18 protein-coding genes are annotated in these 13,866 nt (G+C 43.1%); 4 read left to right on the forward strand and 14 right to left on the reverse strand.

Features of this window, described 5'->3' with window-relative positions; all coding sequences use genetic code 11:
* Positions 1–76: 76 nt before the first annotated feature.
* Positions 77–550: a spore coat protein gene (locus C4B60_RS08390; RefSeq protein WP_104057552.1), complete on the forward strand. Its 474-nt coding sequence runs from the start codon at positions 77–79 to the stop codon at positions 548–550.
* Between the two features lie 63 nt (positions 551–613).
* Entirely contained in the window at positions 614–1,135 is a 522-nt protein-coding gene (locus tag C4B60_RS08395) for a spore coat protein (RefSeq protein WP_104057553.1), read from the forward strand.
* Between the two features lie 23 nt (positions 1,136–1,158).
* On the opposite strand, the gene C4B60_RS08400 is transcribed toward C4B60_RS08395, so the two are convergent.
* The 8 genes from C4B60_RS08400 to C4B60_RS08435 form a co-directional block, all read right to left on the reverse strand.
* Entirely contained in the window at positions 1,159–1,338 is a 180-nt protein-coding gene (locus C4B60_RS08400) for a hypothetical protein (protein WP_104057554.1), read from the reverse strand.
* A gap of 67 nt (positions 1,339–1,405) precedes the next feature.
* The gene (locus C4B60_RS08405; protein WP_104057555.1) at positions 1,406–1,798 is read right to left on the reverse strand and encodes a VOC family protein; all 393 of its coding nucleotides are present in this window, start codon (positions 1,796–1,798) and stop codon (positions 1,406–1,408) included.
* Between the two features lie 12 nt (positions 1,799–1,810).
* Positions 1,811–2,827, reverse strand: coding sequence for an S-adenosylmethionine:tRNA ribosyltransferase-isomerase (locus C4B60_RS08410; protein ID WP_104057556.1), 1,017 nt, complete (start codon positions 2,825–2,827; stop codon positions 1,811–1,813).
* Positions 2,820–3,554: an SDR family NAD(P)-dependent oxidoreductase gene (locus C4B60_RS08415; protein ID WP_104057557.1), complete on the reverse strand. Its 735-nt coding sequence runs from the start codon at positions 3,552–3,554 to the stop codon at positions 2,820–2,822. Before C4B60_RS08415 ends, C4B60_RS08410 begins: the two co-directional genes overlap by 8 nt.
* Positions 3,555–3,763: 209 nt before the next feature.
* On the reverse strand, positions 3,764–3,946 hold the full coding sequence (locus C4B60_RS08420) for a hypothetical protein (protein WP_135122103.1): 183 nt from the start codon (positions 3,944–3,946) through the stop codon (positions 3,764–3,766).
* 71 nt (positions 3,947–4,017) lie between these two features.
* Entirely contained in the window at positions 4,018–4,266 is a 249-nt protein-coding gene (locus C4B60_RS08425; protein WP_104057559.1) for a hypothetical protein, read from the reverse strand.
* A 230-nt stretch (positions 4,267–4,496) separates the two neighbouring features.
* On the reverse strand, positions 4,497–5,564 hold the full coding sequence (locus C4B60_RS08430) for a M42 family metallopeptidase (RefSeq protein WP_104057560.1): 1,068 nt from the start codon (positions 5,562–5,564) through the stop codon (positions 4,497–4,499).
* A 105-nt stretch (positions 5,565–5,669) separates the two neighbouring features.
* Positions 5,670–6,059 (reverse strand): hypothetical protein, encoded by a 390-nt coding sequence (locus C4B60_RS08435; protein WP_167578616.1) that lies wholly within the window; start codon positions 6,057–6,059, stop codon positions 5,670–5,672.
* A 743-nt stretch (positions 6,060–6,802) separates the two neighbouring features.
* On the opposite strand from C4B60_RS08435, the gene C4B60_RS08440 reads away from it, so the two are divergent.
* Positions 6,803–7,549: a TraR/DksA C4-type zinc finger protein gene (locus tag C4B60_RS08440; RefSeq protein WP_104057562.1), complete on the forward strand. Its 747-nt coding sequence runs from the start codon at positions 6,803–6,805 to the stop codon at positions 7,547–7,549.
* Positions 7,550–7,765: 216 nt separating this feature from the next.
* On the opposite strand, the gene C4B60_RS08445 is transcribed toward C4B60_RS08440, so the two are convergent.
* On the reverse strand, positions 7,766–8,725 hold the full coding sequence (locus C4B60_RS08445) for a cation diffusion facilitator family transporter (RefSeq protein WP_104057563.1): 960 nt from the start codon (positions 8,723–8,725) through the stop codon (positions 7,766–7,768).
* 92 nt (positions 8,726–8,817) lie between these two features.
* Positions 8,818–9,141, reverse strand: a complete 324-nt coding sequence (locus C4B60_RS08450) for an ArsR/SmtB family transcription factor (protein WP_104057564.1) — start codon at positions 9,139–9,141, stop codon at positions 8,818–8,820.
* A gap of 184 nt (positions 9,142–9,325) precedes the next feature.
* On the opposite strand from C4B60_RS08450, the gene C4B60_RS21980 reads away from it, so the two are divergent.
* Positions 9,326–9,613, forward strand: coding sequence for a TIGR04104 family putative zinc finger protein (locus C4B60_RS21980; RefSeq protein ID WP_104057565.1), 288 nt, complete (start codon positions 9,326–9,328; stop codon positions 9,611–9,613).
* A 74-nt stretch (positions 9,614–9,687) separates the two neighbouring features.
* Here the strand turns inward: C4B60_RS21980 and C4B60_RS08460 are convergent, their stop codons facing one another.
* The 4 genes from C4B60_RS08460 to C4B60_RS08475 are packed head-to-tail and all read right to left on the reverse strand — an operon-like array spanning position 9,688 to position 13,861.
* A complete protein-coding gene (locus tag C4B60_RS08460; RefSeq protein WP_104057566.1) occupies positions 9,688–10,716 on the reverse strand; it encodes a Gfo/Idh/MocA family protein in 1,029 nt (342 codons plus the stop codon).
* A 30-nt stretch (positions 10,717–10,746) separates the two neighbouring features.
* Positions 10,747–11,565: a carbohydrate ABC transporter permease gene (locus C4B60_RS08465; protein WP_104057567.1), complete on the reverse strand. Its 819-nt coding sequence runs from the start codon at positions 11,563–11,565 to the stop codon at positions 10,747–10,749.
* On the reverse strand, positions 11,562–12,506 hold the full coding sequence (locus C4B60_RS08470; protein ID WP_104057568.1) for a carbohydrate ABC transporter permease: 945 nt from the start codon (positions 12,504–12,506) through the stop codon (positions 11,562–11,564). The genes C4B60_RS08465 and C4B60_RS08470 overlap by 4 nt, the downstream gene beginning before the upstream one ends.
* A gap of 56 nt (positions 12,507–12,562) precedes the next feature.
* Positions 12,563–13,861 (reverse strand): ABC transporter substrate-binding protein, encoded by a 1,299-nt coding sequence (locus tag C4B60_RS08475; protein ID WP_104057569.1) that lies wholly within the window; start codon positions 13,859–13,861, stop codon positions 12,563–12,565.
* Positions 13,862–13,866: the final 5 nt, after the last annotated feature.

Consider the following 13,866-nt stretch of genomic DNA (forward strand, 5'->3'; position numbering starts at 1 on the left):
CCCGGTTTTCTTTTGGGCACGCTATGACTGCCTGGTGAATAGACTATTCGGAGTTTAGGAAAAGTGGGGTGTTTGGATGGCTGATCATCTTGCGTGGCATGAGACGCTGGAGATTCATGAGCTTGTGACGGCACAATCGATCGGGTTGATTAAGCTTAAGATGACAGTTAGCAAGGTAACAGATCCGGCGTTAAGTGCCCTTTATGCAGACGCTATTAATGGGCTCAGTGAGAATCTTCGTGAGCTTGTGCAGTTTTATCCTTTGGCGCCTTCAGCCGGACGGTTTGAGGATGAACGAAATGATGAAGTGTTTTATGCCGGGGATTTGCTGCTTTTGTTTAAATCGAGTGTGCGTAATTACGCTATCGCCATTACGGAAACAGCTACTCCCGCTCTTCGTGAGGTGCTGAAAAGACAATTAAACGGGGCAATTGATTCTCTTGCAAAGGCATTTAATTATATGTATGAAAGAGGGGAATACCCTTCCTACGACCTTAATGCTTTATTACAGCATGACCTTATGCTCGCACAAAAAGCTCTAAGTTTATAAACCTCGAGGAAACCCTGAATCATTATCTAAAATAAAAACCTATCAGAAAAAAGAGGTGTTAGGATGGAACAGAAGCGGGCCCCGCAGCATCTAGCCTGGCACGAAACACTCGCTATTCATGAGCTGACCGTCGCGCAGTCCATCGGATTAATAAAGGTTAAAAATACAGTTGATACGATAATGGACCCCGATTTAAAAAGGATCTACCTGCAGGCAATCGAGAATATAAGTGCAAACATTATGGAGTTTATCTCCTTTTACCCTCTTGCTGCCTCTCCTGATAGAAAACCAAACCAACATAGTGATTCGACTCTTTCAGCACGGGAGCTTCTTTTGCAAACAAAAAACAGTGTGAAAAGCTACGGGACTGCCATTACGGAAATTGCCACTCCCGGCCTTCGTGAAGTATTCCGGAAACATCTTAACCGATCGATCGATTCGCACGAAAAAATTTTCATTTATTTGTATGAAAAAGGACTTTATCCAACACATGATTTTTCAGCTATTCTACAAAATGATTTGAAAATATCCGACAGGGCACTTGGCTTTAAACTTGCGCAAAAAAATCCATCCTCTTTACCGTGAGGACGGATTTTTTTAGTGCTCTTTTACCATATATCATTTTCAAGCTCGAGGCTTTCGTGGCTGCCGGGATTTTCATTTCTATTATTTTTATTTCCCTTGGATTCCTTAAAGCTTCCCCATTCTTCTCCGAACTCAGCCTGATACTTTTCATCACCGGATAAAGGCATCTTCAGATCCTTGTCTTTATTTCTTTTCCAGATCATTATCGTCACCTCCTTACCGGTACTATGTCCAAACAAATTCAGGCTATAACAAAACCCCTTTTCGCCTTTATAAGGGAAAAGAGGTTAATTTATCATCTTTAACTTTTGCTTCTACCAGCTCAATTAACTCTTGATCCGGTCCCAGATAAAACACAGTCTTCCAACCATTAGCCAGAGTAAAAGGACCTTCTTCTATCTGTAATCCTGCCTCATTAAGTGCAGCCATTAACTCATCTAAACCCTCTACCTCCCAGGCAAAGTGGGTATGTGAACAACAGCTGCAGGAAATGAATTCATTGTCTTCTATGATCTCAAGCCTTACATCATCTTTTCTTAAAAAAATGATCTTTTCACTACCAAGTCTAAATAAGGTTTCACGTATAAAGCCAAAATTTCTCACATAAAATAATTCTGATTGAAAAAGATTTTTCACCTGTATTCCTGCATGATGCTGTTTCATCACCGAGCCCTCCTACAGGATTAAATTAATATCGCCAAATTCATGCCATAAGTATTCCTTCTCCAGCGCCTCCTTGTACGTGCGCAGCAAAACCTCTTCATCAATGAAAGCACCCAACATATCAAGATGGCTTGCTTCCGGTTCATGGAAGCCCGTCAAGAGGCCATCTGCGACCTGTAAAGGAGTCTCCTTTGAAACATGTAAGTGAGTTAGTCCTCGCATTGCCTGGCTGTCTCCACCTTGAGTTACAGCCGTTTCAAGAGCACGGACAACAGTCGTGCCTGCTGCTATGACTCTATTTCCGTTTCTTTTTGCTTCTTTAATCAATTGAACTGTTTCTTTTGGGAGACAAAATTCCTCCGGATGGTTTTTAGGAGATGGCCATTGATCATCTCCATAATAGCTTAAGCCTGCATGCAGCTGGATAAAGGCAAGCTTTACCCCTTGTGATTCAAGTGAACGGAGGAGCCTCCACGTAAATGCCCTGCCTGCAGAAGCCATTTCGACAGAGCCCGGCACTGAGCTGTACACGTTTTGATAGCTCTCAAGCGGCCAGGAGGCTTTAACATATTCATAGCGGACAGGCTCAGCTTCTTTGTACAGAAAATTATAGAAGTCAGTGCCTTTTTTGTTAAACCGGAATCTTACTAATGGATTTTCGCTCCCACTTCCTACTACTACGGCTTGCAGATCGCCATTAAAATGGATCACTTCTGTAGCCAGCTGCCTGTTCAAAACAAGTCCGTCCCATTCACCCTCCTTAATTTTTCTTGATAGACGCACCTCAACCTCGTTTCCCCCCTGCCTTCCCTTTAGTACAGCAGGAATCGTTCGACTGTTATTTAAGACCAAAACATCTCCTTCACTGAGAAAATCACCAAGCTGAGCAAAGCGTGAGTGATCTGTCTCACCTGTAAAACGGTTCAGTACAAGCAGTCTCGCTGAATCTCTGGTTTGTCCAAGCATTTCAAGTGGGACCGACGCATGCAAATGAGGAGGAATGGTAAACTTCTCTGCCCCTTTAAGCATGATGTTCTTCCTGCTTCCATTGAAATTTCTGCGCCTCAAAGCGCCTGCCATTTTCTTTAATTGATTCAGTGGAAGCAAGGTAGTTAAAAATATCCATGTTCGCTGATGGATGTGCAAGCGGATAGTCGCAATCAGGAACAGCTTTTTTGTGCATGTCTGTATCCATTTCACCCGGGTCCACCATATTGATGCGAACCCCAGTCCCTTCAAGCTCCTCTGCCCAGGTTTGCGTTAACCCCTCAACCGCAAACTTTGAAATCCCGTAAGCACCCCACTCCGCAAAGCCGGTTTTTCCTGCCTCAGAAGTCAGGTTAATAATTGAACCTGCTTTTTTGCTTAGCATGCCTGGAAGGACCCGCTTTGTCATAAGAAAAGGATTCAGTACATTCACATGAAGAACCTCGTTGAACGCTTCGTTTGGATAGTCTGCTAAAAGTGACGGTCCAGGTCCGAAAATTGAGGCATTATTGATAAGAACATCCACACCGCTAAATACCTCCTCAACGACCGAGACAAAACGATTAACGTCATCCGGGTTTGAGACATCCCCCTCAACAGCCACGACTTCACCGCCAAGCTCTTTAATTTCCTGCTCCACCTGCTGAAGTGCCGGCAGCTGACGCGCACAAATCGCAAGCCTTGCACCATTCCTTGCAAACTCAAGTGCCAGTTCTTTTCCCAGTCCCTTTGAAGCGCCTGTTATCATGACAACCGAATTGTTTCCCATATAAAAACTCCCTCTCCTCTTGATCTATCTTCATTTTATGAAATAAAAAAAACAACCGAATCGGCTGTTAGGAAGAAGAGTTAATCGCAAATATGACGGATGGCTATTTAAACCTTTAGTTGTAGTTTTTAAACCTTACTCCCTTATCATCATATAGATATCAATCTTATCCGCTTGAAACAATAGTTCCCGATCGGAAGAGTTAATCGTCAATTTAATTTCAAGGAAACCGTATAATGAAGGCTGTTAACTATATCTTCAAGCGCTAAATAGCCATTCTCCTTTTTATCCCAAAGTACGATGGACGTAATATGTGCTTCCTCTTCTTCAACATCCAGGCTGCACATTTTAGAGAATGAATCACCATTATGGCTTTTCAGTTTGCCTGACAAATTCGATAGCCGGGCCGCCAAACCCTTTTTCAAACAATGAAAACCTCTAACGCTTCGAGTTTTATAAGCACCTATACTTCACCAAAACCAATTGCCACTAATATAAGTAAAGCGAAGACGAGCACGCCTCCATTTAAAATAATCCCTATATACAGCCAGATCTTTTCCTTTGATTGAACGGCAAATACAAGCCCAGTTAAGGATAATAATGTGTAAAGAATGATCATTGAATAAATATTCGTTACCGGACCCTTTAGTCCCCAAAATAAAACCAGGCTTACCATAGCGATTAAGAAGGATAACAACCCGTGATTGTTCATACCCCCTGCTCCCTCTGCGTCCTTTACGCTCCTAATGTTCCCTTCAGGTCTTACGTTTTCTACATTTATTTCTTTGTATCGGCATCCATTTCTTTATCCTATTCACGAGGGAGTCATTATAGAAAAGGCGGACAGGCAGCGGGTAAAATCTTTTTAAAACGATAAAAAACCCGGCACTAGCGTCACTATAAAGTAACCCTAATACCGGGAGATCGTGCAGCTAAAAAAAATTAATCAATAAACGTAAACTCAGTCTCTTCTCCCAGATCGAGAATAAATGCTTTCAAAAGCTCCTTGGTTGCTGTTAAATCAGTCATATCAATCACTTCAACAGGAGAGTGGGCATAGCGTGAAGGAATGGACAGTACGCCTGTTGGAATACCGTGATTAGCGAGGCTTATTGCTCCTCCATCTGTGCCGATGCCAGGGAATATCTCAAGCTGATGGGGGATATTTTTATTCTCTGCCAATTGAATCAGCTTCTCTTTTACAGCCGGATGTGAGATTAAGCTGAAATCAAGCACTTTAATGCCTGTTCCGTCACCAAGAGCAAGGGTTTTGTCCATTGTTTCTTCAGGCGTATCACTGACGGCTGTAGTATCAATGGCGATGGCAACATCTGCTTTCACCTGGCGTGCAGCCACCTGTGCTCCCCGAAGACCAACCTCCTCCTGTACAGTAAAAACTGCCGTAACCGTCCCTGAAAATTTCGCATCCTGAAGTTCGTGGAGCGTTTGAATTAAGACTGCACAGCCTGCACGGTCATCAAAGCCTTTACCGACAAAACGCCCAGTCCTTTCATCTCCTAAATACTCCATACTTGGTTTCCAGGTAACAGGGGTTCCCACTTCCGCACCAAGCTCAATAGCATGCTCTTTGTTTTTCGCTCCAATATCTATGTATAAATGCCGGTGATTACGTACCTTACTTGCATCATCAAACTTTGCATAATGGGCTGAGATGCTTCCAACCACTCCTGTTAATAAACCCTTTTTCGTGCGCAGCTGAACCTTTTGGGTTAAAAGCAGACGATCATCATTTCCTCCAAGCTTTTCAAAACGGAGAAGACCATTTTCTTCAATCTTCTTTATAATAAAGCCAACTTCATCCATATGAGCGGTCATGACCATAACAGGCCCCCCCTGCGTTCCTTTTTTTGTAGCGATGACATTTCCAAGAGAATCCACCTTCACTTCATCGACTAAAGGACTGACTTTATCTCTAACCCATTTGCTGACCGGCTGCTCATGGCCGCATGGTCCGTGCAGGGCGGTTAATTTCTCTAAAAGCTGCTGCATACTAATTCCTCCTTTGAATTGATTACTGTGTATTATACCGTTTTATTTAGTAAAACGAAATATTAACTCCTAAAAAGAGGGACAGATTCCGCTTTAGGCAGAACACTATCCCTCTTTCGTTTTAGGTTTTTTTCTTTTCCCGGCGCCCCCAAAAAGGCCAACCATCAGGGAAAGACCGCCCACCAATGACAGCATGCCAAATGTATTGAGCTCAAGCAGCCATGAAGGAACTGTCCAGCTGACAGGGTAGGAGACGGAAACCGGGCTGTAAAAGGATAAAAACAGGCACGGAATGGTAACAAAAAGCAATATTGGCACATTAAGGCTGATGGATTTTATTCTGACAAACAAAAATGAAATATATAGACCAAAAACAAATGGAAGAAGAGCATTAAACCAATACAAAGGAGCAGCTTCATACGTCTCCTCCGCCCTTAATCGAATACTTTGTTCAAAGTAGTAGCTAATAAATGCTAAAGCCATCAATCCAAGCATCCAAATGAATGCAAAAAAATAACCAGATCTTCTTGAATGCACATTACCGCTCCTCTTCAACGAAATTCAATTACTATCCACCATCACAGCCTATAGCACAATGCTGGAAAACTCAGACCCAACAGCAAAACAAGCAGCTCAAGCCTCACCTCACCCTCGCCCCGCGGAAAGCATGCCCATGCAGCGGAAATCAACACGCTCATTTTAGACACCATGCCCCTAACAATAAAAGTTCAAAGGACCAAACCACTTATACAAGAAGTTGATTGCAGTGGAAGGAGGCAACTCCTGCGGGATGAAGCGGGAGCTTGAGATCCACTTGCTCAGCAAGTTAGCTCAAGCCCCTCCCCGCGGAAAACATGCCCATGCAGCGGAAATCAACACGCTCATTTTAGACACCATGCCCCTAACATTAAAAGTTCAAAGGACCAAATTCCTTTTACAAGAAGTTGATTGCAGCGGAAGGGGCTGACTCCTGCGGGAAGAAACGGGAAGGCTGAGATCCACTTGCGCAGCAAGTTAGCTCAGCTCCCGTCCCGCGGAAAGCATGCCCATGCAGCGGAAATCAACACGCTCATTTTAGAAACCATGCCCCTAACTTTTAAAATTCAGTAATGATTCACTACCACTAACCTTATCATAATTACCATTCGCTCCGAATCATCTTTTACCCTTTTTTATGACTCAAAAATCATCTTTAGGAAAACCTAAAAGAACATCAAATAGAAAAGGATGTTTAATGGATGTTATCAATTCAGCAAAAACAAACCCTGCGCTCTGAGCTCCTCCGCAGAAAAAAGGAACTCGAGGACCACTTTAAAATAAATGGCCATTTCGACCTCTTAAGAAGCCACACAGACGCTGTCGGAGAACTCTCTTCCTACGACAACCACCCTGGAGATATGGCCTCAGAATTATATGAACGTGAAAAAGATCTCGCCCTGACCGAGCATGAACGATTTGAATACAAAGGAATTACCCTTGCTCTTGAAGCCATGGAAGTTGGTATGTATGGAATTTGCTCCACCTGCTCAGAAGACATTCCCTTCGAACGGCTGGAGGCTCTTCCAACAGCACGATATTGCATTGCTCATACACCAGATCAGACAATTTCAAGAAACCGCCCCATCGAGGAGCAGGTGATAACCCCATCCTTCCGCACATTCCTTCGTGAGGCAGAAAGAGAAAATGATGCTTATGACAAAGAGGATTCGTGGCAGGATGTCGCCAGGTATGGAAGCTCTGATTCCCCCTCCGATCTCGAATCCCCTCCTTCTGAATATGATAATATGTATGCAGATTGGGATGAAAATAACGGCTATGTAGAGGAATATGAGAACTTTGCGGCAGTGGATATTGAAGGAAAAATTGTAACAGTGTACCCGTCAAAGCAGCATGAGCGCTATGAGGATGAGCTTGACGAAGCAGAAATCATGACGTCATTTGGCAATCTTCCTGATTCAGAAGAGGACCCTTACACTAGCAGATAAAAATAGAAAAAAGAGTCTGGGGCATAACGATAATTTTAAAACGTGAGGTGAACGGAGCGGAAGGGGGCGACTCCTGCGGGAGGAAGCGGGAGCTTGAGATCCACTTGCTGTAAGCAAGTTAGCTCAAGCCCCGCCCCGCGGAAAGCGTCCGCCTGAAGCGCAGTGAACCGGGGAAACGAGGTTGAGACAAACATTTGTCCCAACCTATTTTTACATTTAATGGCTATGACCATGATGGTGGTCATGGCCTTCTTTTTCATACTCTTTTTGACAAAGCACAGAATCTTCATGCTGGTTATTTTGTGCAGTTTCAACCTGAATCGTAACATGGCCGATATTTTCATGCGTCAATTGATGTTCAATTTCGCGAAGCAGCTGCTGGCTTTCTTCTACAGTCATTTGACCATCTACCGTAATATGGCAGGAAAGTACATTCTGTCCGCTTGTTACGCTCCATACATGCAGGTCGTGAATACTTTCAACCCCTTTTACACTTTTCATTACATGAACCACGTTTTCTAAATCCACATTGTTTGGGGTTCCTTCCATCAGGACATGAATAGAAGCTTTCGTTACCCGCCAGCCACTGATTAAAATAAGGATGGCTACAAGTACACTTGCTACAGCATCTGCCCAAATCCAATTAAAGAAGATCATAAGAAGAGCGGCTAAAATGGCCCCTACCGATCCTAAAAGATCTCCTAACACATGAAGGTATGCGGCTCTCATATTTAAGTTGCCTTTTGTATCTCCTCCACGCATCATAATAAACGCGACCACTATATTGACAAGTAAACCGAAAACGGCAATAATCAGCATTCCGGTTGACGCTACTTCCGGCGGATCTGCTAAACGGTGATAGGCTTCATAAAAAATATAGAGGGAAACAAGAAGCAGGGTTGCGCCATTTATAACTGCAGCGAGCACTTCAAAGCGCTTATACCCATAGGTTTTACCGTAGTTTGCCGCTCTCTCGCCCAGTGTAAAAGCGACTAACGCAATTAACAGCGAGATGGAATCGCTCAGCATATGACCGGCATCCGCTAAGAGCGCCAGACTATTTGTCAGTAACCCTCCAATAACCTCTACAACCATAAATACGGTGATAACAAGAAAACTGATTAATAATGTCCTCTTATTTGCGCCATGGGTGTGGTCATGATGCTCATGTCCCATGTTTACTCCCCCTCTCAACATGTCTATATTAATATATATCAATATAGACATAAATAGGTTCCAACTAATTTTACTTAATTTAAATTCCCTGCTTAGCTATGGCAGGCGTGATTGATCATTTGTTCTAAAATACGCATGACGTGTTCATCGTCATGGGAATAAAACAAGGTTGTCCCTTCACGGCGGTATTTCACAAGACGCAGATTCTTTAAAAAACGTAATTGATGAGATACCGTAGACTGCCGAAGGTCTAATGTGTCTGCAATTTCGTTTACAGAACACTCTTTTTTAAAAAGCAGGTGCAGAATTCTTACTCTTGTCGGGTCTCCCAGTGCTTTAAATGTTTGAGTAACAATAAATAAGGTTTCTTCATCGATCTCTTCAGAAGGAACATTTTCTCTGTCGAACTCTTCCACTGCTTCTCCAGCCTCCCTGTACCATTTTATAAGCCTTCTTTATAATATATGAATAGATTATCATATATGCATTTAATCAACAATAGTCCTTTTAGAAAATACCAGTTTTCTTCCGAATTGATGAAACATTTATTCCCATGATTCGTAAAACTACTGTAGATGTTTTTAGAAGGGAGCACTCCATATGCCACAATGTCAAAGATGCCAAAACACCTGGACCTGGAAAGAGACAATAAAAAAATCGTTTGTATTTAAATATTATGTTATCTGTCCTTATTGCAAGGAAAAGCAAGTTCGAACAAACTCCTCCAAGCAAAATATGAGTATGGCAGTCGTCTCTCCGTCATGGTTACTGCCGCTATTCATTTTATTTGATCTGCCTCTCCCGCTATTGCTTTTAAGCTACTTCGCCGCCTTTGCCTTATCCCCCTTCCTAATGAAGCTAAGCAATGAGGATGCTCCGCTTTGGTAAAAAAACTTCCAAAAAAAAGACCTGAGTCTGGTAATATGCCAAGCTCAAGCCTTGAAATCACCTTATAAAAAGCTTTACTGATCCAGGTTAACAAATCGTTTAGTCCGATTTGATTCCAACGCTGCCAGGATGACATTTAGCGACTTAAGCCCCTCTTCTCCAGTAATGAGCGGTTCCTTGTCCTGGGTAATCGCCTCTATAAAACGGTCAACGACATACGTTTTTGTTTGGCCGCCTTCTTCATTAGACTGAATTTTAGCGAGCTCATAGTTAACCGTGTCCCCGTTGGAGTAGCTGACGACTAAAGGATAAACCGGGTCAGCTTCAATTTTTAACACAGCTTTTTCTGTGTAGATATACGTTGAGTTATCTCCTCCGGATACATAGGACCAGCTTGCAGCAAGAGAGCCGATCGCGCCGGATTTCATTTTTAAAATACACATCGCGTTGTCATCGATCTCTGTATTTTCTTTGGCGCTCGTTTCAACAAAAGCGCCAACCTCTGCTACGTCTCCAAGTAAATAACGAATTAAGTCTGATTTATGTACCCCAAGATCACCAAGCGCCCCAATGAACGCTTCTTCTGTATTGAAAAACCAGCTTGCACGCCCGTCAATGCTCCATCCTTCAGGTCCGGGGTGGCCAAATGTCGTTTTAAAGCTATACACTTTTCCAAGCTCTCCGCTGTCAAGCAGCTTTTTTGCCTGCTGATGGGAAGCAACAAAGCGCTGATTATGTCCGATCATAAGCTTTCTGTCATACTCTTTCGCGGTGCTAATCATTGCTTCTGCTTCTTCAGCTGAAATCGCCATCGGCTTTTCACATAAAACATGAAGCCCTGCTTTAAGTGCATCAATCGTGACAGATGCGTGCAAATGATTTGGCAGACATACACTTACTGCATCCAGGTCACATTCAGCCAGTGCTTCCTTGTAATCTGTGAAGGCTTTCGCCTGATACAACTCAGCCATTTCCTGTGCACGTTCTTCAACAAGATCTACTACCGCTACAATCTCAGCTTGTTCATTTGATGCGTATTCGAGTAAATGCCGCCTTCTTGCGACACTGCCGCATCCAATAACGCCAACTCTTACTTTCTTCATCGTCTTCACCATCCGCTTCCATTCAATGTATTAACCTTTTACTGCTCCCCCGGTTAAACCTTTTACTACTTTTTCCTGGGAGAATAAATAAACAACTAATATCGGCAGACTTGCAAGTGTCAAAGCTGCCATAAGCCCTGGTACATTAACCGCAAAATCCCCTCTGAATGCCTGCAGGCCAAGAGGCAACGTCATGCTTTCAGGACTTGAGATCAGCACAAGCGCAAACACGAATTCATTCCATAAATGAATGGCATTGTAGATAATCACAGCCATCAATGCCGGTTTAACCATCGGCATAATCACATGCCTGAAGATTCCAAGATGACTACAGCCATCGATTTTTGCTGCTTCCTCCAGGGATTTAGGAATTTCTCTCATAAACTGCGTCAAAATAAAAATTGAAATCGGGAGACTGAACGCAATATAAGGACCGATTAGCGCGAGTAATGTATCGTAAACACCCATGCTTTCAGAAAGCTTAAAAATCGGAATAAGCGTCGCATGAATAGGGAGCATCATTCCGGAAATAAAGAGCAAAAATAACACACGATTAAAACGGAAATTCATTCTGCTTAATGGGTAGCTTGCCAGCGCACCAATGATGACGACAGCGCCCACCGCTACTACTGTTACGATTACACTATTTAAAAAATATCGGGATAGCCCCATTTGAAAGACATTCAGAAAGTTTTCCAAATTAAAAGAAGTAAAAAGGGCAAACGGATTCTCAAAGAAATCACTTTGCGTTTTTAGCGCGGTGGAAATCATATAAACAAAAGGGTAGCCAGAAACGATTAATAGAATCAGCGCAACAATGTACAATGGTAATTTGGCCAGAGATTTCATTCAGAAAATACCCCCCTCTTTTGCCTATAGAAATCAAGCACCTGAATAATGATGACAACAATAAGCGCGATAAAAAACATGACAAATGCAATTGCGCTGGCATAGCCCATATTAAAATTGACGAATGCCTGTTTAAACATATAGGTTCCCATCAGCTCAGTAGCATGGTTTGGCCCACCGCCGGTCATGACATAGAAGATATCAAAGGCCTTTAAGGAACCGACAATGGCTAAAATTGAAGAGCTCACAATTGTAGGCATAAGTAATGGGAACGTAATGCGGGTAAATTTATGCCACGGGTTCGCTCCATCCATATCAGCTGCTTCATATAATTCTTCCGGGATTCCGACTATTGCTGCCCTGAAGAGAATCATGTAAAAAGGAGCAAATTGCCACACAATAACAAATAATACGGCGATTAAAGCTGTATTCTCTCCACTCAACCAGGCGACATTTTCAAAGCCAAATAAATTTATCAGCTGGTTAATCGATCCATTAATCGGATCAAACATATAAATCCATAATAAACCGATTGCAACTGTTGACATTAAAAATGGAAAGAAATATACACTGCTCATCAGTCGTATGCCTTTAATTGGCGCAAACAGCATTAAAGCCATGATTAATCCCAGTGGAATCTGGACAAACACAGAGGTTAACGTAATCCAGGTGTTGTTTAAAAGAGCTGTCCAAAAAATGCTGTCATTAAACAATTGAACGTAATTCTGTAAGCCAATATATGTACCTACACTGCTGCCATTCCAGTCATAAAAGCTGTAATTCAACGTTGCCAAAATAGGATAGATAACATAAAGCGCATAGACGAGTAAGGCAGGAGATACAAAGAGCCCAATGGTTAGGGCATTTTTCAGTTTTCTCTTTTTTGCCTTATTACGCGCATCTTCCTTAACAGCCGCTAGTGATGAATCTGCTTGCTGCATCGTTCAGCCCCCTTTACATAAACAGGAGGGGAGACCCCCCTCCCCTCTATTCATGATTATTGAAGATCCTGTTCTGCCTTTGCCTCCATTTGCTCAGCTGCTTCCTCAGGTGTCAATGATAAGCCGAACAAAGCTTGTGTTGTATCCTTGTGAAGCTCTGCAAGCTCTGGAGGAAGTGTCTGATCGTACGGCATTTGAAGATGATTTGCTTCCTCAGCAAGCTGATACATCCGCTTAATAAATTCGTCCTCAGGCTCTACTCCGCTGACTCCCGTTAATGAGCCTGTCCGATTCGTATAATTTTCTGCTGTTTCTGTACTCGTCAGCTCTTTGATTAATTCTGTAGCAAGATCTGGATGCTCACTTTCCGATGACACAGACCACACAGGACCGGTTGCAGCGCCAAGATCATTCGTACTTCCCTTTCCGCCTTCTACTGCAGGGAAAACAAAGAAATCAAGTTTTTCTTCAAAGTCCGGTGCTTCCGTCCGAACATTATTCACAAATGAAATGGTGATATCCATCATTGCCGCCTGGCCTGAATACATCAGCTGACGCCCCTGGCCTTCATCGTAAGGAACACCGTTAAATCCAGGGTTAAAGGCATTCATGTTGACCATCTCCTGAATATACTCACCAGCTTCAACATAAGCAGGATCATCAAACCCTCTGCCTTCTCTTGTAAATGCCTCATTAAATAGATCAGGTCCTCCGATTCGGCTGGCAAAGTTCATTAAATAGTAGGCGCCCGGCCATTTCGTTTGGTTAGCAAGTGCCAATGGAATAACATCATTTTCGTTTAATGTTTCAATAATGCTCACCCATTCTTCATAGGTGTCAGGAGGCGTCAGACCATACTCCTCAAAGATTTCTTTATTGTAAAATACCAGGTCAAGTGACAGCCCAAGCGGCAAACCATACACTTTGTCGTCAAAGGTCGCATTATCTAATGCAAGCTCATTAAAATGTTCTTTTTCGATACTGTCGGTTACATCCAAAACCTGTCCCTGCTGAACAAATTGATTGAGCCAGCCTCCGCCCCAGCTATGAAAGACATCCGGAGGATTACCTCCGGACATGGAGACTGCAAGCTTTTGCTTGTAGGCATCATTGGCCACTCTGAGCAGCTTTACCTCAACGCCCTCATGCTTTTCCTTAAAGCGCTCCACAGCTTCCTGATAAACGACTTCTTTTTCACCCGGGTCTATGTACCAAAATTCCAGGACTTCTCCTCCAGTTTCACTTGATCCGCTGACTGCATCAGTCTCCTGACTGCTCGAGCCACCCCCGCCCGGCGCACAGGCTGTTACCATTAACATCGAAGCAATTGTCATCAATAAATAGAAACGTTTCATTTTCA

The sequence above is a fragment of the Jeotgalibacillus proteolyticus genome (genome assembly GCF_002926065.1).
GTDB lineage: Bacteria > Bacillota > Bacilli > Bacillales > Jeotgalibacillaceae > Jeotgalibacillus > Jeotgalibacillus proteolyticus.

Bases quoted from the DNA above. Each gene is read 5' to 3' on its own strand.
- C4B60_RS08390 (WP_104057552.1), top strand. From the start codon at position 77: ATGGCTGATCATCTTGCGTGGCATGAGACGCTGGAGATTCATGAGCTT.
- C4B60_RS08395 (WP_104057553.1), top strand. From the start codon at position 614: ATGGAACAGAAGCGGGCCCCGCAGCATCTAGCCTGGCACGAAACACTC.
- C4B60_RS08400 (WP_104057554.1), bottom strand. From the start codon at position 1,338: ATGATCTGGAAAAGAAATAAAGACAAGGATCTGAAGATGCCTTTATCC.
- C4B60_RS08405 (WP_104057555.1), bottom strand. From the start codon at position 1,798: ATGAAACAGCATCATGCAGGAATACAGGTGAAAAATCTTTTTCAATCA.
- C4B60_RS08410 (WP_104057556.1), bottom strand. From the start codon at position 2,827: ATGCTTAAAGGGGCAGAGAAGTTTACCATTCCTCCTCATTTGCATGCG.
- C4B60_RS08415 (WP_104057557.1), bottom strand. From the start codon at position 3,554: ATGGGAAACAATTCGGTTGTCATGATAACAGGCGCTTCAAAGGGACTG.
- C4B60_RS08425 (WP_104057559.1), bottom strand. From the start codon at position 4,266: ATGAACAATCACGGGTTGTTATCCTTCTTAATCGCTATGGTAAGCCTG.
- C4B60_RS08430 (WP_104057560.1), bottom strand. From the start codon at position 5,564: ATGCAGCAGCTTTTAGAGAAATTAACCGCCCTGCACGGACCATGCGGC.
- C4B60_RS08435 (WP_167578616.1), bottom strand. From the start codon at position 6,059: ATGCTTGGATTGATGGCTTTAGCATTTATTAGCTACTACTTTGAACAA.
- C4B60_RS08440 (WP_104057562.1), top strand. From the start codon at position 6,803: ATGTTATCAATTCAGCAAAAACAAACCCTGCGCTCTGAGCTCCTCCGC.
- C4B60_RS08445 (WP_104057563.1), bottom strand. From the start codon at position 8,725: ATGGGACATGAGCATCATGACCACACCCATGGCGCAAATAAGAGGACA.
- C4B60_RS21980 (WP_104057565.1), top strand. From the start codon at position 9,326: ATGCCACAATGTCAAAGATGCCAAAACACCTGGACCTGGAAAGAGACA.
- C4B60_RS08460 (WP_104057566.1), bottom strand. From the start codon at position 10,716: ATGAAGAAAGTAAGAGTTGGCGTTATTGGATGCGGCAGTGTCGCAAGA.
- C4B60_RS08465 (WP_104057567.1), bottom strand. From the start codon at position 11,565: ATGAAATCTCTGGCCAAATTACCATTGTACATTGTTGCGCTGATTCTA.
- C4B60_RS08470 (WP_104057568.1), bottom strand. From the start codon at position 12,506: ATGCAGCAAGCAGATTCATCACTAGCGGCTGTTAAGGAAGATGCGCGT.
- C4B60_RS08475 (WP_104057569.1), bottom strand. From the start codon at position 13,861: ATGAAACGTTTCTATTTATTGATGACAATTGCTTCGATGTTAATGGTA.